Genomic DNA, 20,371 nt, shown 5'->3' with positions numbered 1-20,371 from the left:
ACAGAAGGCACTCTTCACAGCGCAGCGCTCAACTCGAGTACTGCGCTATTTTTATTTTATCTAAAAATAAAGTTAAGCACCGCTGCGCTCTAACAGATGATTCATAACCGTTTTTAACTGCATTGGCTTAACCGGTTTATGCAGCAAAGTATGGCCCAGCGTACGCATTTGCTGTTTAAGCTCATTACTATAATTAGCAGTAATCATCATCGTAGGAATAGGTTTAGAGCGCTGCCGGTGGATATTGATCACAGCATCAACACCATTCACCTCATTATCCAAATGATAGTCAGCTATTAACAAGTCCACATCCGCATCAAAACCACCAACCTGCTCAGCCAAGTCCTCCTCAGAAAGCCCCGTGGTCACCAAGCACCCCCAACCTTCCAGCAACGTTTGCATCGCTAAACAAATTGCCAAATCATTATCGAGCACCCAAACTCGTACACCACGCAATCGGTCTAAATGATAAACTGGCGCTTCCATTACACTTGTTTTAGGTGATTGGCCCACACGAGCCAAAGGTACCTCCACCGAAAACATTGAGCCTTGTCCGGATTGCGACACAACATGCACACTGTGACCTAAAATCCGAGTAATCTTATCCACAATAGCCAAACCCAAGCCCAATCCGCGATCTTGCTTAAGTCCTTGGCTATCACCGCGCTTAAACTCTTGGAAAATTTCCCCCTGCTTATCCTTGGCAATACCTACTCCCGTATCCCAAACCTGGATAGAGACATAGCCTGGGTAACGACGACAGCCTAATAATACGCGACCTGTCGCAGTGTAACGGAAGGCATTACTTAAAAAGTTACGCAAAATACGTCCGAGCAAATGAATGTCACTATGCACAAGCACCGAGCTGGCAACAAAATTGAACTGCAAGTCTACGCTTTGTGCCACTCGCTGATACTCAGCAGCCAAGTTCTCTAACAAGTCCTGCACTGCAAACACCGAGGTATCAGCTTTAATCACTCCAGCATCCAGCTTGGAAATATCCACTAAAGTACCTAATAAACTTTCTACATCATCGAGGGAGTTACTGATATTTCTAATCAAATTCAAACAACGAGATGGATTCGGATGTTCAGCCAGCGAGCTTGCAAACAAGCGCGCAGCATTTAATGGCTGAAGCAAATCATGGCTCACTGCTGCTAAAAACTTGGTCTTGGATAAATTAGCTTCTTCTGCTTCACGCTTGGCCTCCAACAAATGCGCTTCTGTTTGCTTGCGCACATCTATTTCAGACACTAACTGACTATTGAGCAAGGTCAGCTCTGCCGTGCGCTCACGCACCCGTACCTCTAAATTTTGGTAAGCCTGATGCAAGGCTTCAGCAGTCTGTCGGCGCTCTGTAATATCACGCACTAAGACAAAAATACCTGCAATATCACCATTACTTTGCCGATTAGGCACATAAGAGCGCTGCATAAAGCGTTTCTTACCCAACACACTGCTTTCAGCTACTTCAAAGGTCAGACTCTCCCCTTTTAAAGAGCGATTAATATAGGGCTGCAAACGCAAAAAATGCTCATCACTGTGCGCTTCCCGCAAGCTACGCCCCAAGATGCTATCCCGTGGCCAGCGATACCACTGCTCATACACCTTATTGGTGAACTCATAGGTAAAGTCACTTTTTACATACGCAATCATCGCAGGCACATGGTCCGTAATTAAACGAATCCACTCTTCACGTTTACGCAAAACTTCCGCATGATGGTAACGCTCAGTAATATCAGTAAAAGTATTAACAAAATTGCCATTAGGTAATGGATGCGCACGAATTTCTATCACCCGCCCATCCGCGCGACGCTGTTCTTTTTGCAGCAAAGGCTTGCCTTGCTCATCCATGCTATCCGGCGTTAGTATCCCATTGCCTTTCATCACTTCGGCATAAGTACTATTGGCTTCAATGGGTTGCAGGTCACACAGCTCAAGAAAACGATGGTTCCACAGTTCTAAAACACCCTGCGCATTGACCATAACTACACCTTGCGACAGGTTATCAACGGTCTGCTGCAGCAAGCGTGTTTTCTGCGCCAAAGCTTGCTCACGACGCTGGGCTTCTCTGTACTTAAGCTCAGTGATATCAGTGTAGAGGATCACCAAGCCCCCTTCTTGGGTGGGGCGTTCGGTTACTTGCAACCAGCGCCCCGTACGCAAACGGTACAGCACCCTTTGTCGGCTACTGCGCTGTTTTTCAACGACCAGCCCTGTCCCTTCAATAAAGGTTTTCACCTCAAGCAAACTGGTGCCAACATCAATGCGATACACACTTTTATCCCAGAAGCGTTTAAATCTCTGGTTAAACAATACGATACGCTGTGCTTTATCGAAAAGTACAAACCCTTCACTAATACTCTCAATGGCATCAATGAGATGCTGGTGGGCAATTTCAGCTGTATGGCGTGCATCACTAAGCAAGGTGTTGCTATGCTTTAAATCCGCCATAGTTTGGTTTAAAGCATCGGTACGCTCACGCACTTGCTCAGCTAACACTACAGAATGACGAAAAGCAGTATAGGACTCAGAGTGCTGCGCAGCACCAGACTCTACCCGCTCAATTAAGGCCGCATTAACACGCCGTAACTTGTGGTTCTCATGCTGCAAAGTCCGCACCTGAGCAGCTAAATCAACCTGCGCGATATTTTGCTCGTCCAATTGCCACCCCAGTAAAGGTTTGGTTGATATGCATACCATTAAACTGCTCACCATAGGTGTTAAAGCCAATGACATTTTGCGCCTGCAAAGCCTGCTCGATATCCGTCTGCCCGCCTTTAATATCGATTTCTAGGCGTCTTAAAAAACAATCACAACCAATAGTGATTAAAGGCTCTCCCAGGCGCTGATTGAGCCCCGCAAAGATATGATTCACATTATCCAGCAACGAGGTAGTGTGCATGGCAGTTAAAACAATGCCGTTTTCCACAGCACAATAAAACGTCAAACTATGGTCTTCATGGGTTTGCTGAATAGAGCGCGGGTAATAGTTTTCACTGATTTTCACCGCTAGCGGATAACAGGCAAAAGTATGCATATCCAGTGTTTCTACCGGCCGCCCAATTAAGCGGGCATATTCCAGAGCAGCCGGCTCAGCGTTAAACTCCAGCACCCGCCGTGAATCACTATCCACTTTGGTGATCACTAGTTTTTCAGTAGAAGGTTGTAAGTGGTGTGTAGTAAAAACCTCAAAGTCCAAAAGCGTATTGATCAGCACTACAACGGCTGCACCGTTATAAAACTGGCCGCAGTAATACACATGGGTACGGGTTAAATGGTTGTCATCACCGGCGGAACCACCAAAATGAGGGATACTGCCCAAAGCGGCACTGAGCGCGCCCAAAACCACCTCTTCACGACTGGATAATCCGTCAAGTAGCGTTAAAGCAAAACTGTGATCTTTAATCGGTGCTACAGCATTACTGCGGCACTCATTTACTAAGTTTTCGACTAACTTTTGAGCGTCATATAAGGTAAAGCGCTCCATTTCATCCACCAGCACGCTAGCAATAGAAAAGTAGCGGTGATCAAAACCAATGGCACTGATACAACCACGGCCATAACCTTCTTGACTGATCTCGCCTGCGGTAGTGCAGCCCACCAAAGAGACGCCTCCAAAGGTAGCTTCAAGCGCTTGCGATAAAGCAGCTAAGTCATATTTAGCCGAACAAAAAAACAAAACAAAACCCAAATGCGGGTTAATCAATTGCCGTGCTAAATCCTGAGCAACGTCTTCTGCTTGCTGCGCAAAAGAGACCGCTGTGATGACCCCCTCACTGTCCAATGGCAACTGCTCTATACTCATCATTCACCTACCTGTTATGTTTCTATTGTAAAAACATCAGGCAAGAAACCCATACCCTTTGAGTGGCAAGTTGCACCTACTAAAGTAGTAAACATAAAAACCAGAAGCTGGGTGGCCTCTGGTTTTTTGTTTAGGACTAAAAACTTACCACGTTATAACTGCACCCACTGCAAAAGTATCGGTGTCTTCGTTGCTCAGCTTATTGCCCTTATGACCGTTAATTTCAAACTGATTGTATTCAGCAACAAGCTTCAGGTTGTCATTGACATCATGAAAGAACGCTACACCACGGGTTTCATAGTTTGCACCGGTGGCAACAACACCATTCCCATCGTCTTTAGTTTTACCGTAGCTCAAAGCCACACGATTTTTACCAAAGCGATAGGAGCCTTGTGCTAAATATCCTCTGCTGTCGACATCACGTAAAACGGCATTACCAACGTTATTGGTAAAAAACGGATTTATACCTTTTGCATTAAAGCCTGAGCCACTTACGCTAAAACCGCCCATTTTAGCTTGCACACCATAACCTAAGCCTTTTGAGGTTATATTTTTAACGCTGCTATCGGTGTTTTCTGAGGTTTGATAGGCGCCGTTGAGCCATGAATATATCTGCACTCCGGACACATCAAACTGATAGGTCAGTTCAGACTCAAAACGAGGATTCTTTTGATACGCCTTACCCAGCGCGCTTTTATCATTGGTATCAACTGGATCCATAATACCAACTGCAGCACGGAAACCACTCATAACTGGAGAGCGATAGGTGATCTGTGAAGTAGGGAAAGGATATGGGTAGCCACTGCCGATATTACCAAACGAAACACCGCCACCATCGACTAAACCGAGGGTATCACTCACTTGACCATAACCCGCCAGCATCTCATCGAGAAGTATATTGGAACGGGCAAACAGACCGAAGTCCTTACCGATCAATACCTCACCCCACTCCCCTGCAGCAGTACCGTAAAACTGCCGTACATCGATGTCTGTACCAGTTCCATTATCATCACTGTCGTTAATGGTCACCCAGAATGATGCTCGCGCACCCAACTGCAGACCATCAATCTTTTTACTCATATTGAAACCAATATAGTTCGGTAAAAACCCCATTTTTACCCGCGACTGACGACGATCGAATTGGTCTCCAGCACGATCAACGTCACTGTTCACATAGAAAGCATTCACATAACCATCAGTCGAAAACGTTGTATCGTCTTGGTCATATAAAACAATTTCAGCAAAGGCTGAACTGCTGGCTGCAGCAATGGCTCCAGCTAGAGCCATTGGCACAAAAATGTGTTTGGCGATTTTATTCTTATACATAGTCTTCTCCACAGAAACGGGACAACTGACCTATCAGTCGCTTCGGTACTGATTATTAGAAGCTATGCACCTCGCTCATACGCAGCTTTGGTGGACAACGCATGCAACTTAGCGGCCTGCTCTTTAGACTGGTTTTGAACAGCCCATGAGTCGCCATACCTAAGGGGCAAAGAAGATCAACCTTGAACTACATCTCCGCTCCCTCTGTAACCCTTTAAAAACGAGTTCAAGAACAAAAACAATGCTTTAGAGGCAAGCCTTTGGAGAGATATCTGCTGCAAAAAAATCTGCAGAAAGCAAAAAAGGCGCATGCAAAAGCCGACTCGACTTTTCCATGCGCCAGTAAAATTTTTATGTTTCGATTTTAGAGCAGTTAAATATTCACCTAGAACGGTGATTGAAGCTGTTTTAATTTCTGGGCTGATTACTTAAGAGCAGCCACCTCTGAGTATCTTGTAACGCTTGGCAATACTCAGCAAACACCTCAAAACTCAGCTGTTGCTGAGCCTCTACCTCAGCTAGCAGTCCTGTGTGTAAACGCTGCTCACGCCAATGACGGAATAAGATAACGCTAAGCTGTTCGTAGCCCAAATCACCTTGTGCTAACTGGTTTTTTAGGGCTTCCAAATCAGCCTTTAAACCTGCCCAATCATTGGCCAAACGTTGCAGCAAGTCCGCTAAGCAGTATTTGATTTCTGCCAGTAAGCGTGCTGCACCAACCTTACTGGACTGCACTGCACAAGTAAGCCCTTCATAATCCCCTTGCGCATAGGACTGGGCAAATACTGCATAGCAAAGCCCTTTCTCATCACGTAAATAATATTGTAAGGCCTGCTGTAAATATTGGGCAACAACCTGATTAAGCAGGCGCAATCGATCTTTAGCAGCACATTTACTGGCAGGCAGAGGTATATACAAGACTAACAACGCCTCCCCTGCACTGCCTTCTGCTATCTGTTGCCAGCCACTGGCTGCAACTGCACTTTCGGGAGCCGAGCCAATGGGCTGCAAGCGCTTAGCAAAGCGTAACTCCAAAGCCTGTAAGCTGGCTTCTGTGCCACCCAACCAAAGCGCGGACTGCGGCTGAGCAGCCAAAGCCAGCATAGATATCGAGTCTGCCTCTGTTACGGGCCAAGCCCCAGCCAAAGCCGTAGGTAATCTTTGCAAGAGACGGCGCAAGGCAAAAGGTGCTCTGGGCTGCTGCGGCTGAACAACAAACGACGCTTCTAAAGCAGTTAACAACCGATTGGCCGCCACAGGCAAATAATTTGCGGGGCCACTCAAGCGAATAAATAACATGCTCTGTGTACACTCAGTTTGCCAATCCACAGCGTTGTAGCTCAGCACCTCAGAAACAGCTGCCAAATGCTGCGCTAAGCATTGCGCCAGCACTTGTGCATTGGCCACCGCCCACCCCCAATAACACACCGCCACAGTATCCGGTAAACAGGGTGGCTGATAATGACACAAGGCGGCCTGATGTCTTGCTAGGAGCTGCCCAGATAATATTACTGTCTCTTCCTCTGCCGCTGAATATCGCTCAATTGCTGTATTTACTTCACGAGTAAAATCAAACTCTATAGCGGATTTCGCTACATTCGCCGATAGTGCTTCTGCTCGCTGCACTTGCAATGGCAAACCATAATCATAGTGCCCACTGACGGCTTCTGGCCCTGCTTGCACTTGCACCACAGCACCAATCGTTAACGCACCCAGTACTGCATCCAAGGCAGCTAAACACTTCGCTGAAATTCCCTGTTGCAATGGCCAGCCGTGAACCAATACCTGCTGTGCTTGTTGCAAGGGACTCGCTAACAACCAACGGTTGGCTTGCGCTTGCTGCTCATAGACTTGCTGAGGTGGGCTCTGTAACACTTGTTGCCACTGCTGCATCCACTGGATAAAAGCCTCAAACAAAGCTGCCTGCTCACCACTGGTCTCCCTGAAATATATACTCAACACTCCTTGTTCTTGAGCGCTAAAGGAAGCTCGCACGCTAATGTCAGTACACCACCCATGCTGCCGCGCAATGTTTAAGAATGTCTGCCCCGTGCTCAACGCCAGTGCATGCTGAGTTTTTTCTGCCAACTCAGCCAAGCCTAGTCCTGCCTGATTAATAGGCACATGCAAAACCCAATGCCGCTCATTCATTGGCAAACTAAGCCGTACTGCGGCAGTCCTCTCCACTTGTAATTTAGGTAAGCTCGGAACAGATAAATTACGTGGAGTACAGGCTAACGGGCCTAAAGTGTCGAGTAGCTCTGCCTGCCAAAGCTCCCAAGGTTGCGGCAACACTAAAACTATCTTTAATGCGCTGCGTAAATAAGCCCGCTGATGAAACCCGTGCAAAGCTTGAGCAAAGTCTTTCGACTCAATATCCAAAGTGTATCGATTGCCAGCATAAAAACGCTGCAAAGGGTGCTCTGCTAACAAACATGGGGCCAGCGCCGCATCCATTAAGACCTGTGGCGTTCGACAGTACAAAGCGAACTCTTCATTAATAACTTCCCGCTCAGTGCGCAATAGCTCTGAACTGAGCAGTGGCGCTGTTAACATATCAACCAGCCGCGCAAGAGCATCCTGCAATAAAGGTGCATCTACCTGAAAATGAAATAGCGTCTGTTGACCTTGGGTTTGTGCGTTAACTTGACCAGCGTGACGTTGAATAAACGCCATTAGACCGTCATCTGCGGCATACTTTTCACTACCGCGAAACACCAAGTGCTCTAAAAAGTGCGCCATTCCTAGATATTGAGCAGGTTCATGATGACTGCCAGCGGCAAAGCTTAATGCTACCGCAGCCTGTTGAGCCTGCGCAGTCTGCAATACTGTCAACTGGCAGCCTTCGCCTAAAGTTGTTTGCCATATGGGTTGCTGATCGGTGTGTGTTCGCTGCATAGATACCTCTGAGCCAATAACTACACAATCAATAACCTGACGCAATAGAGCAACAGTACTTTAGAGCTATAAAAGCCGCGCTTAACACATACCAAAGCTGTACAGCACCATCGACTAAACACTTGATTCCAAAATAGGTTTTGACAGCTCGCAAAATCTGCGTATACTTATCGGCGCGGGATGGAGCAGTCTGGTAGCTCGTCGGGCTCATAACCCGAAGGTCGTAGGTTCAAATCCTGCTCCCGCAACCAGATTCATCAATAAAGCCTCAAGCATTCAATTGTTTGGGGCTTTTTTGTATCTAGCTTTCCTGTGACCCTTGCCCTATCAGTCTTGTTACGTGTTTTTGCACCTGTCCTATAAAAATGTTTTGCTGATGCGGCTGGTTACGGCTCGACTATAGATTGAGGCCCTTGCCTCTCTATCACGGAAAACAACATGACGGATAAAGTTACTGCAAATAACCTCGCTTCTTATTGCTGGTCGATCGCTGATTTATTACGCGGCGACTTCAGACAAAGCCAATATGGCCGCATTATTTTGCCCTTCACTTTATTGCGTCGCTTAGAAGGCGTACTGGAAGCCAGTAAAGCGCAAGTGCTGGCTAAATATGCAGAGATTCAGCCGATGAATCTGCCGGAAGAGGCGCAAGAAAAGCTGCTGCTCAGAGCAACGCAAATCAACGGCCACACGCTCAGCTTTTATAACGTCTCGAAAATGGATCTCTCCAAGTTGGGGCAAGACGACATTAAGTCCAATCTGGAAAGCTATATCCAAGGCTTCTCTAAAGATGCCCGAGAGATTTTTGAGTACTTTAACTTTGCCGAGTTTTTAGGCCAGCTTAATGATGCTGATTTGCTGTTTAAGGTCGTGCAGCGCGTGCGTCAAACCGACCTCAGTCCCAAGGCCGTGTCCAACCATGACATGGGCTTGGTGTTTGAAGAGTTAATCCGCCGCTTTGCTGAAAGCTCCAATGACACCGCCGGAGAGCACTTTACCCCGCGCGATATCGTGCGCCTCACCACCGCTTTGGTGTTTATGGAGGATGACGATGCCCTAACCAAGCCCGGCATTATCCGCACTATTTATGACCCTACTGCAGGTACCGGCGGCTTTCTCTCGTCGGGCATGGAGTACGTACACGAACTGAATCCGCAAGCAGTGATGCGCGCCTATGGTCAAGAGTTGAATCCAGAAAGTTACGCCATTTGTAAAGCCGACATGCTGATCAAAGGCCAAGATGTGTCCAATATCAAACTGGGCAACACCTTATCCAACGACCAGCTCTACGCCGATAAATTCGACTACATGCTGTCCAATCCGCCGTTTGGTGTGGATTGGAAAAAGATTGAATCCAGCATTAAAGACGAACATACCCTGAAAGGTTTTGACGGTCGTTTTGGCCCTGGCTTGCCGCGAGTTTCTGATGGTTCGTTATTGTTCTTAATGCACCTGATCAGCAAGCTGCGTGATAGCCAGGAAGGCGATGTACAAGGAGGTACGAATGTCGCGGGAGGCAGGACGCCGGGAGCGACCGGTGGACGTATCGGCATTATCCTCAACGGCTCGCCACTCTTTACCGGTGGTGCAGGTTCGGGTGAATCCGAAATTCGCCGCTATCTATTAGAAGCCGACTTGGTGGAAGCCATTATTGGTCTGCCCACCGACATGTTCTACAACACCGGCATCGCCACCTATGTTTGGGTGCTGTCCAATAAAAAGCGCGCCGAGCGCAAAGGCAAGGTGCAGCTGATCAATGGCGTCAATCTGTACAGCAAAATGCGCAAATCCCTCGGCAGCAAACGCAATGAAATGAGCGAGTCCGATATCGCCACCATCATTCGCAGCTTTGGTGCCTTTACTGAAGAAGAAGCGCGCGATTTAGATAAGCCTGCTGATGTTAAAAGCAATCGTGGCCGCCAGTCAGCTAACCCCAAAGCTGAAACCGCGAAAACCTTTGCCAGCAAGATTTTCGACAACCACGCTTTTGGTTACCGCCGCATCACCATCGAGCGGCCATTGCGGGAAAGCTACCAGTTCAGTGACGAGCGCATTGCCGAACTGCGCTTTGATGACAAGCAACTCAATGCGCCAATGCAGTGGGTGTACGACAGCTACGGGCAGAACTGGAGCGACAACCCAGAATGCGAACATTACGGCGTTTTTAATGACGAGCAAGCCATCGAGATTCGTGGCCATATCAAAACCAACTTCAGCGATTTAAAAGAAGCCAAAATCAAAGAGCTGCTGGAGCGTAAAACCTGGCTGGACTGCAAGCAACTGATGCAACAGGCCAAGCAACTGCAAGCAGAAATTGGCAATGCACAGCACGACGATATGAACGGCTACGCTGCTGCAGTTAAAGCCGCCATGCAAGCCCAAGATTTAAAAATCGCTACCCGCGAGCTCAAACTGATCACCGCCGCCGTCAGTTGGAAAAACCCAGCCGCCGAGAAAGTGATTAAGAAAGTCCATAAAGCCAAACCTAACCCGCTGTATGGCTTGTTTGATGTCAACGGCAAAACCATCGAATACCAGCCCGACAGCGAGCTGCGCGATAACGAAAACGTCGCGCTAGATCCAAGCCAAAGCGTGGACGCCCTCAACGAAGCCTACTTTATAAAAGAAGTACAGCCCCATGTGCCGGATGCTTGGATCGATGCCAGTAAGAAAGATGCGAAAGACGAGCAGATTGGCATTGTCGGTTACGAGATTCCCTTTAACCGCCACTTCTACGAATACCAGCCACCACGGGATTTAGCTGAGATTGATGCGGATTTGGATGCGGTGTCGGCGGAGATTATGGCGCTGCTGCAAGAGGTGCATTCGTAATGTTATTGTCGACCACGCATGCCACCATGCAAGTTGCTGCCGATCTAGCACCCCGCAAGCTACCCCGCATGTGGCCAGCAAGCACCGCGCAAGTCACCACGCAAGCTGAGTCAGTCGAGGAGCAGGTATTAGCTTTTTGCCAGCAAGCTAAAAGCCGTGCGGAAATTCAAGAACACCTAGGCCTGAAAGATCGTGAGCACTTTAGAAAAGAGATTTTAAACCCGCTACTGGACAGCGGTCAGTTGTTGCGCACCTTGCCGGACAAGCCCACCAGCCCTAACCAACAGTTTTACACTGCGCAGGGTGAGTATGCAGAGGGGCGTGTAAATGAGTAAGTATCAGGCGTATTCGGAATATAAGGATTCTGGTAATAGGCTGCTCGGTGAGATTCCCAAGCATTGGCAGTTGACTCGAATTAAATATGTAGCAGAAATAACACCCAAAAAACCGCGTGTAGATCGTCAACAGATGTGCAGCTTTATTCCTATGGAAAAGCTTAAGACAAACTCGATCGTATTGGATGAGATCCGACAGATCGGTGATGTTTACGATGGTTACACCTACTTTGCAAATAACGATATTTTAATGGCTAAGGTTACGCCATGTTTTGAAAACAAGAATATTGCTATCGCTAAAGGGTTAATCAATCAAATAGGCTTTGGTTCTTCTGAGATTTATCCTATTCGGGTCAATGAAAAGACGAACAACAGATTTTTATTTTATCGTCTGCAAGAAGACGGCTTTATGGAATTGGCTATTGGCGCGATGACTGGAGCAGGAGGTTTAAGGCGCGTCCCGTCGGAAACTCTTGCGAATTATATCTACGCGTTACCAGCGTACGAAGAACAAGAAAAAATCGCCAGCTTCCTCGATCACGAAACCGCCAAAATCGACACCCTGATCGATAAGCAACAACAGCTTATCCAGCTGCTAAAAGAAAAACGCCAAGCCGTTATTAGCCATGCCGTCACTAAAGGCCTAAACCCTAACGCCCCTATGCGTGATTCAGGTGTGGAGTGGTTAGGAGAAGTGCCGGCGCATTGGTGTGTTAAGCGATTCAAAAGTTTGTTTAAAATCAGAAAAAGAATTTCAGGTGAGTTAGGCCACGATGTTCTTTCAATTACTCAGAAAGGCATAAAGGTTAAAGATATTGAAAGTGGAGATGGGCAGCTTTCGATGGATTATTCAAAATACCAGATTGTTAAAAAAGGGGATTTTGCAATGAATCACATGGACTTGTTAACAGGCTTTGTAGATGTTTCAAAATTTGATGGAGTGACAAGCCCAGATTATCGAGTTTTTACTTTGGAAGATAAAAACTCAGAGCCTGAATTTTTCTTATGTTTTTTGCAAATGGGCTATATTAATAAACTCTTTTTTCCTTTTGGACAAGGTGCGGCACATATCGGTCGTTGGCGCCTACCAACAGAAGCATTCTATGATTTCTTAGCACCATGCCCGCCGACAAATGAGCAGAAAGAAATTGCAAATTTTATATTTGATAATTTAAAGAAGATAGAGGCTTTAGAGAGCAAAGCCCTATCTATGATTGCTCTAATGAAAGAACGCCGCACAGCTCTAATCTCCGCAGCTGTTACTGGCAAAATCGATGTACGTCATTGGCAAGCTCCTGAAGCAGCCGAAGGTAAGAAAGCTATATGAGTCGTTTAGAAAATAAAATTGAAGCCAAAGACCGTACCATTGTTGAGGTATTGGACAAAAGCAAATACACGGTGGATTACTACCAGCGTGAGTACAGTTGGCAGCAAAAACATATTGAGCAGTTGGTTACGGATTTAACCACGGTTTTTTTAAATGAATACCAGCCACAACATGAGCGCTCAGAGGTAGAAAACTACAACAGCTATTACCTAGGGCCGTTTGTGTTAAGCGAAAAAAGCGGTATGCGCAGCATTATTGATGGCCAGCAGCGCCTGACATCGCTAACGCTTATTTTGGTGTACTTAAACAATTTGCAGCGAGATTATGGCGTCAACGAGTCGATTGAAAGCCTGATTTTCTCGGAGAAGTTTGGCAAAAAATCCTTCAACATTGACGTGCCTGAGCGCACAGCCTGTTTGCAAGCCTTGTTTGAAGAAGGCGAATATACGCTGCCAGAAGACGCCGATGCCTCAACGGTGAATATGGCCGAGCGCTACAGCGATATTGCCGATGCCTTTCCTAAAGAAATTGATGCTCAAGCCCTGCCGTTTTTTATCGACTGGTTTAAAGAGCGTGTGGTGCTGGTGGAGATTTTGGCCTACTCCGATGAGAACGCTTACACCATTTTTGAAACCATGAACGACCGTGGTTTAAACCTAACACCCACAGAGATGTTAAAAGGCTATTTGTTATCGCGCTTTAAAGACGATGCCTTGCGTAAAAGCACCAACGATTTTTGGAAAAAGTCCATTACTCGCCTGCAAGAATTGGATAAAGAAGAAGACCAACGCTTTATTCAAGCTTTTTTGCGCGCTAAATATGCCGTCACTATTCGTCAGGGACAGGCAGGCTCTAAAAACGAAGACTTTGAAAAAATTGGTACACGCTTTCACAACTGGTTCCGCGATAACTTAAAGTTAGTCGGTTTAGATAAAGACTCCCAAGAAGATTTTAACCAGTTTGTTAACCAGCACTTCAAGTACTACCTAGACGCTTACCTACGAATTGCCAAGGCCAAAGAGTCGTTAGTACCGGGCTTGGAGTCTGTGCATTACATTCAGCAGTGGGGTATCGCCGCGTCTTTAAGAGACCCTTTACTGCTAGCAGCTTTGTTGCCTAGCGACAGTATGGAATTAGCCAACCAGAAAATTAACACCGTTGCTAAATACATTGATATTTTCTGTGTGCGTCGCTCCATAAACTTTAGAGCCTTTGGTGCAACCTCAATTCGCTACACCATGTACAGCTTAGTAAAAGAATTACGCGACCAGCCGCTGGATGAGTTAAAAGCCATTTTACAAGGCAAGCTCGATGTCATGGATGAAACCTGGGATAAGTTTCAAAACTTTCGCTTACATGGCCAGAACAAGCGTTTTGTTAAATACCTTTTATCGCGCATTTCAGGCTATATTGACCAACTTGCAGGGCAAAGCAGTAACTTCATAAACTATTACCATAAGGGTGTAGGCAAGCCTTACGAGGTTGAGCACATTTGGAGTAATCACTTTGATGCCTTTAAAGACGAATTTGAGCAGCAAAATGACTTTGAAGAATACCGTAACCGCTTAGGTGGCTTGGTGTTGCTGCCTTCTGGTACCAATCAATCGTATGGCGGCAAACCCTATAGCGAAAAAAAACAGCACTACATTAAAGAGAATTTGCTGGTTCAATCACTCTGCCCGCTGGCGTATGAAAACAATCCAAACTTTAAAAAACTTATTACCGATCATGGGCTGCCTTTTAAACCCCATGATGAATTTAAAAAACACGATTTAGAAGAGCGCCAAGCGTTGTATCAAGCGATTAGCAAGAAGATTTGGACGCTGTACTAGGCGTGAGAAAAGGTACGCGATGATGCGATTAGCTCATCTAATCAAATCAATTTATGATTAGATTAGGCTAGGTAATCGCATCACGGAATACATTATGTGGATTTGGCAGCACGAGCAATGACCCAATTTTACTTGGGATAATCGCGTCATCGAGCCCCTGTTAAGAACAACGCGCCTCAACCAAGGCGTGTTGCTGGGTAAAGCAACCAGCCAATCGGTTCAACAAAAACACAGCATGTTGGACACCTTGCTGGCGAACCTTGTGCATTCAAGCACGATTAAGGGCGAGCAGCTTAACGTTTTTTCTGTGCGTTCATCGCGTCACCTCAGCGCTTTGGTGGATTTAGGCTGCTTAGTCAAATCAGCAGCGGGCGGGCGCAGTACACGTTATTCACTACCGCACAAAACCATAATGTGATAAATAAAACACATGAAGCGTTAAGGTGAGCGCCGTGTATTCAAAAGCAGTTAACTCATGCTCAGGTTGACACACAGGACGTGCTCGGCAACGTTTACAGTGCTAGTTCGAAAGGCTTTAGCGGTAAGCTTCACCACACCTAAAACACAGCATAAAGACCAGCTGACAGCGCACTCTGCTCGACAAGACCTAAATTGGGTCTTATAGTACCCATATTGGGTCTTTTAAGGTTAGTGCTTATCTCATGAACACAGCAATCGGTGATGCACTCTTTACTAAAGCACAGCAAAAGGTTTTGGCTGTGCTATTTGGTCAGCCAGAGCAAAGCTTTTATCTAAACGAGTTGGTGCGCCTTGCAGATATGGGCCGTGGTGCCATTAGTCGTGAGTTAAGCAAGCTAACGGACGCTGGCTTGCTGGTGATGCACAAGCAAGGCAATCAAAATCATTACCAAGCCAATCACGCATCACCGATCATGCATGAGCTGGTTGCTATCGTTAAAAAAACCTTTGGTGTGGCAGCAGTATTAAAAACAGCACTCGCACCAATCTTGCCGCAACTGGAACAGGCCTTTGTCTATGGCTCTATTGCTAAAGGTAACGAGCACGCTGGCAGTGATGTGGATGTGATGCTGGTTGGCGACAATTTAAGTTATAGCGAAGCTATGCAATTGCTAGAGACCGCCGAGCTGCAATTACAGCGCACGGTAAACCCCACGATTTATACACCTGAAGAATTTGCAGAACGATTGGCACAAGGGCAGAGTTTTTTGACTACAGTGATGGAGCAAGAAACACTCGACTTGTTGAGGAGCTAGCTTGTGAAGGAGGCAGCAAATAATGACTATGTTTAATCCAGCACACTCTGGTGAGATCCTGAAAGAACTCATTATTGATGCCTTGGGCCTGACCATTACTGATGCGGCCAACCATTTAAATATCAGTCGTAAAACACTGTCTAAAGTTCTGAACGCACGCGGTGCTATCACGCCTGAAATGGCTGTGCGTTTAGAACTGGTGTTTGGCAAACCCTCTGCAGATCATTGGTTGCGTCTGCAAAACGCCTATGACCTTTGGCAAATGAGGCAGCATCAAGATGAACTGAATGTCTCTCCATACAACTTTCAAATGGCATAAAGATAAGGATATTGCGTAATGATGGCTTTATTTGGCAAGCCAGACACCATTGGCCAAACCTTAAGCCGTTTAGCTTAAAAGGTGTTATTAAACAAGGAGTCAGCGCTGTGAGTTTAAACAATCAAGAACCAGAGAAAGGTCAGATTTTACTTTATCAAACGGAGGATCAGGGCTTACGCCTAGAGTGCCGTTTTGTTGGTGATACCCTGTGGCTTTCTCAGGCTGAGATTTGCACCTTATACGGTAAGGCTAAGGCTACCATTAGTGAGCATATATCTAATGTATTTAAAGAAGGTGAGTGCGATGAAGATTCAGTTGTTCGGTTTTACCGAACAACTGCTGCTGACGGAAAGCCCTACAATGTAATGTATTACAGTTTGCCACTGATATTAGCTGTGGGTTATAGAGTGCGCTCTAAGCAAGGCGTACAGTTTCGACAATGGGCTACCGCCACGCTGCAAGAGTATTTAAGAAAAGGCTTCGTTATGGATGATGAACGCCTAAAAAACCCTGACAACAGTGTCTATTTTGAACAGTTGCTGGCGCGTATCCGTGATATTCGCTCTTCTGAAAAAGTTTTTTGGCGCAAAATTTGTGACATTTATGCCACCAGCATTGATTACGATGGCAAAGCAGAAACCAGTCAACACTTCTTTGCGCAGGTGCAAAATAAAATGCACTGGGCAACCCATGGTCATACTGCTGCGGAGTTGATTCATTTGCGTGCCGACGGGCAAAAGCCAAATGCAGGTTTAACTCATTTTGCGGGTGGTGAGCCACGCAAGGCTGATATGGAAGTCGCTAAAAACTACTTATCTGAAAAAGAGTTATCGCAACTTAATCGCCTAGTGACATCCTATTTGGAGTTTGCCGAGCTACAAGCTGAACGTGGCCGTTTAATGAAAATGGCTGACTGGAGTGCTAAGCTTGATGACTTTTTACGCCTGAGTGATTATGAGTTACTGAATCATACAGGTCGTATTTCAGCGTTACAGGCTAAGCAGAAAGCGGCCTTGGAGTTTGATGCGTTTCAGCGAGTAATTGATGCAACTCCGAGCCAAGTCGATAGAGATTTAGAGCAAGCAATTAAGCGTTTACCTAAAAAGTAATTTGAGACTGGATGATCGATAGATCAATAAAAGGAATTCGGGGATGAGCAAAGCAAGCGAACTGACCTTTCAGAACGATATGATTCGTCAAATGCTCGCCAACGGTTGGCAGCTCGGTACGCCGGCAGGCTACAACCGCGAGTTGGCCTTGTATGAAGAGGATGTCTTGGGTTTTGTTCAAGACACTCAGGACGAGCAATGGCAGAAGTTTTGTAAGCTGTACCCCAATAATCCTGAAGCTAAGTTTTTAGAGCGCGTCGCCTCGCAGCTCAATAAAGCCGACCCCAATGCTGCCAACAAAGAGCTACGCACCTTTGGCACCTTGGGTGTATTACGCAATGAACTGCGCGACCGGGGTACGCGTTTTAGTCTGTGCCAGTTTAAGCCAGAGCATGACCTCAATCCCGACACTTTGGCGCGTTACAGCCAAAACCGTCTGCGCATTGTTCCTGAGTTGGTCTATTCACCTTGGGCTAGCGATGCCCATGCGCTGGAAACTGGCAGTAAAGCGAAGCAGTGGCGCATTGATTTAGTCCTGTTTGTTAATGGTTTGCCTGTGGTCACACTGGAGCTTAAGTCTGAGTTCAAACAGGCGGTGCAAAACGCCATTACCCAATACAAAACCACCCGTCTGGCTATCGATCCTGAAACTAAAAAGCCAGAACCCTTACTGACCTTTAAGCGTGGTGCGTTGGTGCACTTTGCCGTGAGCCAGTACGAGGTGTATATGGCCACGCGGCTGGAAGGAAACGACACCTACTTTTTGCCGTTTAATAAAGGTACAGCCGATGGCGGTGCGGGCAATGATGTGCCTGCAGATATCAACCAGTACGCCACCGATTACTTATGGAACGAGGTGCTGCTGCCGGATAATTTGCTCAATATTCTTGCGCGCTTTGTCCATTTAGAAATCGAAGAAAAAGAAGACTGGGAAGGCCGTAAATACAAAAAAGAAACCCTAATCTTCCCGCGTTATCACCAGTGGGATGTGGTCAGTCAGTTGGTTAATGCCGCGCGCACTGAAGGCCCAGGCCATAAGTATTTGATTCAGCACAGTGCCGGCTCTGGTAAATCCAACTCGATTGCTTGGTCGGCACATCAGTTATCGGCGCTGCATACCGCTGCAGGACATAAGCTGTTTGACTCCATAATCGTCGTCACCGACCGCACCGTGCTGGATGATCAGCTGCAAGAAACCATCTCGCAGTTCACCTCCACCGAAGGCGTGGTCGGGCGGATTAATCGTAGCGAAGGTGATGGCTCAAAATCTGAGAAGCTGGCCGCCGCGCTGGAAGGCTCGCAGCCGATTATTATTGTCACCATTCAGACCTTCCCCTATGTGCTACGCGCCATTGAGAACAGCGTCAGCCTGAAAGAGCGCAACTATGTGGTGATCGCCGACGAAGCGCATAGCTCACAAACCGGCAGCACCGCACGCCAGCTTAAAGAAGTGCTGAGCATTGATAGCAAAGGTGACGATGACGAGCTGAGCAGTGAGGATATTCTCGATGCCGCCGTAGCCTCACGCCGCGCTTCGCCGAACTTAAGTTATCTAGCCTTTACCGCTACGCCAAAAACTAAAACTTTAGAGCTGTTTGGCCGCTTACCTGATCCAACTTTACCTGCATCAAAAACCAATAAGCCACAGGCGTACCACGTGTACAGCATGCGTCAGGCCATTGAAGAAGGCTTTATTTTGGATGTGTTGAAAAACTACACCAACTATAAAGTGGCCTATAACTTGGCGATGAAAATTGCCGACAAAGACGAAGAAGTTGAGAGCAAAAAAGCCAAGGTCAAACTCAACCAGTGGGTGCGCCTGCACGACTACAACATCAGCCAGAAAGTACAGGTCATTGTTGAACACTTTAAAGATAACGTCATGGGCTTATTGGGCGGTCAAGCCAAGGCGATGATCGTCACCAGTTCCCGTAAAGAAGCGGTGCGCTATAAGTTGTCTTTGGATAAATACTTGATGTCCAAGCAATCCGAGAAAGGCTATCAAGACATTGCCGCGATGGTGGCCTTCTCCGGCGAAGTGGAGTTCACCGAAAAAGATCCAAATTCTGTGGCATTGATTGGTGAAAAGTTTACCGAAGCCAATATGAACTCGGGTCTTAAAGGCCGCGATATGCGCAAAGCCTTTGATAGCGATGATTACCAAGTGATGATTGTCGCCAATAAGTTTCAGACCGGTTTTGACCAGCCGAAACTCTGTGCCATGTATGTGGATAAAAAGCTCGGAGGCGTGGAATGTGTGCAAACCCTGTCGCGCTTGAACCGTACCTATCCCAGCAAAGCTGAAACCGGCACTTTTGTGCTGGATTTCTTTAATGAGCCGCAAGATATTCTCGATGCCTTCCAGCCCTATTATCAAACCGCTGAATTGGCCGATGTGTCTGACCCTGATTTGATCTTTGATCTGCACGACAAGCTCCGTGCAGCGGGTATTTTCCAGTGGCATGAAGTTGAGCAGTTCTGCCAGGCGTTCTTTGTAAAGAGTAAAAGTAACGCCGCCATCGGTAATATCTGCAAGCCTGCGGTTGAGCGTTGGACCCATCGTTATAAGTCTGCGGTGGCGGCTTACAAGCAAGCGCGCGATATGTTTGAGCGGACCAAGCGCACTAAAGACGCCGTGCTCATTGCTAACGCGGAAAACAGCCTAAAAGACTGCAAACAGGAAAAAGATGCGCTGGAAATCTTTAAAAAGGATCTGGGTACCTTTGTGCGCTTTTACGAGTTTATGTCGCAAATCGTGGATTATAACGACAAAGATCTAGAAAAACTCAGCCTGTACGCGCGCAATCTGCGTCCGATGCTGCGTGAAGTAGAGAGTGACGAAGAAGAGGTTGATCTAAGTAATGTGGTGCTCAGTCATTATCGCCTCTCTAAAATCCGCCAGCAGGATATTAAGCTTAAAGAAGACGCCGAAGGCTATGACTTAGAACCCGGCGATGCACTGGGCACGGCTAAAGCTAAAGATAAAAAAGAAGAGCTTTTATCGGAAATTGTCGCCAAGCTCAACGAGCTGTTTATCACTGATGAGCTGACCGAGGCGGATATGGTGAACTACGCCTACACCGTGCGCGACAAGGTGCGCGAAAACACCCTAGTCATGCACCAACTGGCGAATAACACCCCAGAGCAAGCCATGCTCGGCGACTTTCCTAAAGCCGTGGATGATGCGATTTTGGGCAGCAGCGATGCCCATCAGAATCAAATGATGCAGTTGCTCAGCGATCCAAGAAAGGCTGAGCAATTTTCTAAGCTGATATTTGCGATGCTGAGTAGTGGCAATTGATGCTTTTACTAAGCGCAGAGAAACAACAGCAAACCTCAGCGCAGCGTAC

At 46.8% G+C, this 20,371-nt stretch carries 12 protein-coding genes, 1 tRNA gene and 1 pseudogene; 10 read left to right on the top strand and 4 right to left on the bottom strand.

What is annotated here, in order from left to right; all coding sequences use genetic code 11:
* Window positions 1-72 precede the first annotated feature (72 nt).
* The 4 genes from O6P33_RS05935 to O6P33_RS05920 all read right to left on the bottom strand — a co-directional run bounded on the left by O6P33_RS05935 (window position 73) and on the right by O6P33_RS05920 (window position 8,032).
* Window positions 73-2,703, bottom strand: coding sequence for a PAS domain-containing hybrid sensor histidine kinase/response regulator (locus O6P33_RS05935; protein ID WP_269819283.1), 2,631 nt, complete (start codon window positions 2,701-2,703; stop codon window positions 73-75).
* Window positions 2,636-3,808 (bottom strand): nitric oxide-sensing protein NosP, encoded by a 1,173-nt coding sequence (gene nosP / locus O6P33_RS05930; protein WP_269819473.1) that lies wholly within the window; start codon window positions 3,806-3,808, stop codon window positions 2,636-2,638. Before nosP ends, O6P33_RS05935 begins: the two co-directional genes overlap by 68 nt.
* Window positions 3,809-3,952: 144 nt before the next feature.
* The gene (locus O6P33_RS05925) at window positions 3,953-5,095 is read right to left on the bottom strand and encodes a porin (protein ID WP_420094979.1); all 1,143 of its coding nucleotides are present in this window, start codon (window positions 5,093-5,095) and stop codon (window positions 3,953-3,955) included.
* A gap of 447 nt (window positions 5,096-5,542) precedes the next feature.
* Window positions 5,543-8,032 carry an insulinase family protein gene (locus O6P33_RS05920; RefSeq protein WP_269819281.1) on the bottom strand — a complete coding sequence of 830 codons (2,490 nt, stop codon included), beginning with the start codon at window positions 8,030-8,032 and terminating at the stop codon, window positions 5,543-5,545.
* A 174-nt stretch (window positions 8,033-8,206) separates the two neighbouring features.
* On the opposite strand from O6P33_RS05920, the gene O6P33_RS05915 reads away from it, so the two are divergent.
* The 10 genes and pseudogenes from O6P33_RS05915 to O6P33_RS05870 all read left to right on the top strand — a co-directional run bounded on the left by O6P33_RS05915 (window position 8,207) and on the right by O6P33_RS05870 (window position 20,322).
* Window positions 8,207-8,283 (top strand) — tRNA-Met (locus O6P33_RS05915).
* Between the two features lie 187 nt (window positions 8,284-8,470).
* The gene (locus tag O6P33_RS05910) at window positions 8,471-10,864 is read left to right on the top strand and encodes a type I restriction-modification system subunit M (RefSeq protein WP_269819280.1); all 2,394 of its coding nucleotides are present in this window, start codon (window positions 8,471-8,473) and stop codon (window positions 10,862-10,864) included.
* The gene (locus tag O6P33_RS05905) at window positions 10,864-11,199 is read left to right on the top strand and encodes a Fic family protein (protein ID WP_269819279.1); all 336 of its coding nucleotides are present in this window, start codon (window positions 10,864-10,866) and stop codon (window positions 11,197-11,199) included. The genes O6P33_RS05910 and O6P33_RS05905 overlap by 1 nt, the downstream gene beginning before the upstream one ends.
* The gene (locus O6P33_RS05900; RefSeq protein ID WP_269819278.1) at window positions 11,192-12,526 is read left to right on the top strand and encodes a restriction endonuclease subunit S; all 1,335 of its coding nucleotides are present in this window, start codon (window positions 11,192-11,194) and stop codon (window positions 12,524-12,526) included. The genes O6P33_RS05905 and O6P33_RS05900 overlap by 8 nt, the downstream gene beginning before the upstream one ends.
* Window positions 12,523-14,358, top strand: a complete 1,836-nt coding sequence (locus tag O6P33_RS05895; RefSeq protein WP_269819277.1) for a DUF262 domain-containing protein — start codon at window positions 12,523-12,525, stop codon at window positions 14,356-14,358. Before O6P33_RS05900 ends, O6P33_RS05895 begins: the two co-directional genes overlap by 4 nt.
* A gap of 133 nt (window positions 14,359-14,491) precedes the next feature.
* Window positions 14,492-14,776, top strand: a pseudogene (locus tag O6P33_RS05890) (DUF4172 domain-containing protein); the annotation flags it as partial.
* 244 nt (window positions 14,777-15,020) lie between these two features.
* Complete coding sequence (locus O6P33_RS05885; protein WP_269819276.1) at window positions 15,021-15,593, top strand: nucleotidyltransferase domain-containing protein; 573 nt, start codon at window positions 15,021-15,023, stop codon at window positions 15,591-15,593.
* A gap of 22 nt (window positions 15,594-15,615) precedes the next feature.
* A complete protein-coding gene (locus O6P33_RS05880; protein WP_269819275.1) occupies window positions 15,616-15,912 on the top strand; it encodes a HigA family addiction module antitoxin in 297 nt (98 codons plus the stop codon).
* A gap of 107 nt (window positions 15,913-16,019) precedes the next feature.
* The gene (locus O6P33_RS05875) at window positions 16,020-17,021 is read left to right on the top strand and encodes a virulence RhuM family protein (protein ID WP_269819274.1); all 1,002 of its coding nucleotides are present in this window, start codon (window positions 16,020-16,022) and stop codon (window positions 17,019-17,021) included.
* Window positions 17,022-17,064: 43 nt separating this feature from the next.
* Window positions 17,065-20,322 (top strand): type I restriction endonuclease subunit R, encoded by a 3,258-nt coding sequence (locus tag O6P33_RS05870; RefSeq protein ID WP_269819273.1) that lies wholly within the window; start codon window positions 17,065-17,067, stop codon window positions 20,320-20,322.
* Window positions 20,323-20,371: the final 49 nt, after the last annotated feature.

It is taken from the genome of Denitrificimonas caeni, assembly GCF_027498055.1.
GTDB lineage: Bacteria > Pseudomonadota > Gammaproteobacteria > Pseudomonadales > Pseudomonadaceae > Denitrificimonas.
The sequence above is the reverse complement of the archived record's forward strand: the minus strand, read 5'-3'. Positions and strand labels throughout refer to the sequence as shown.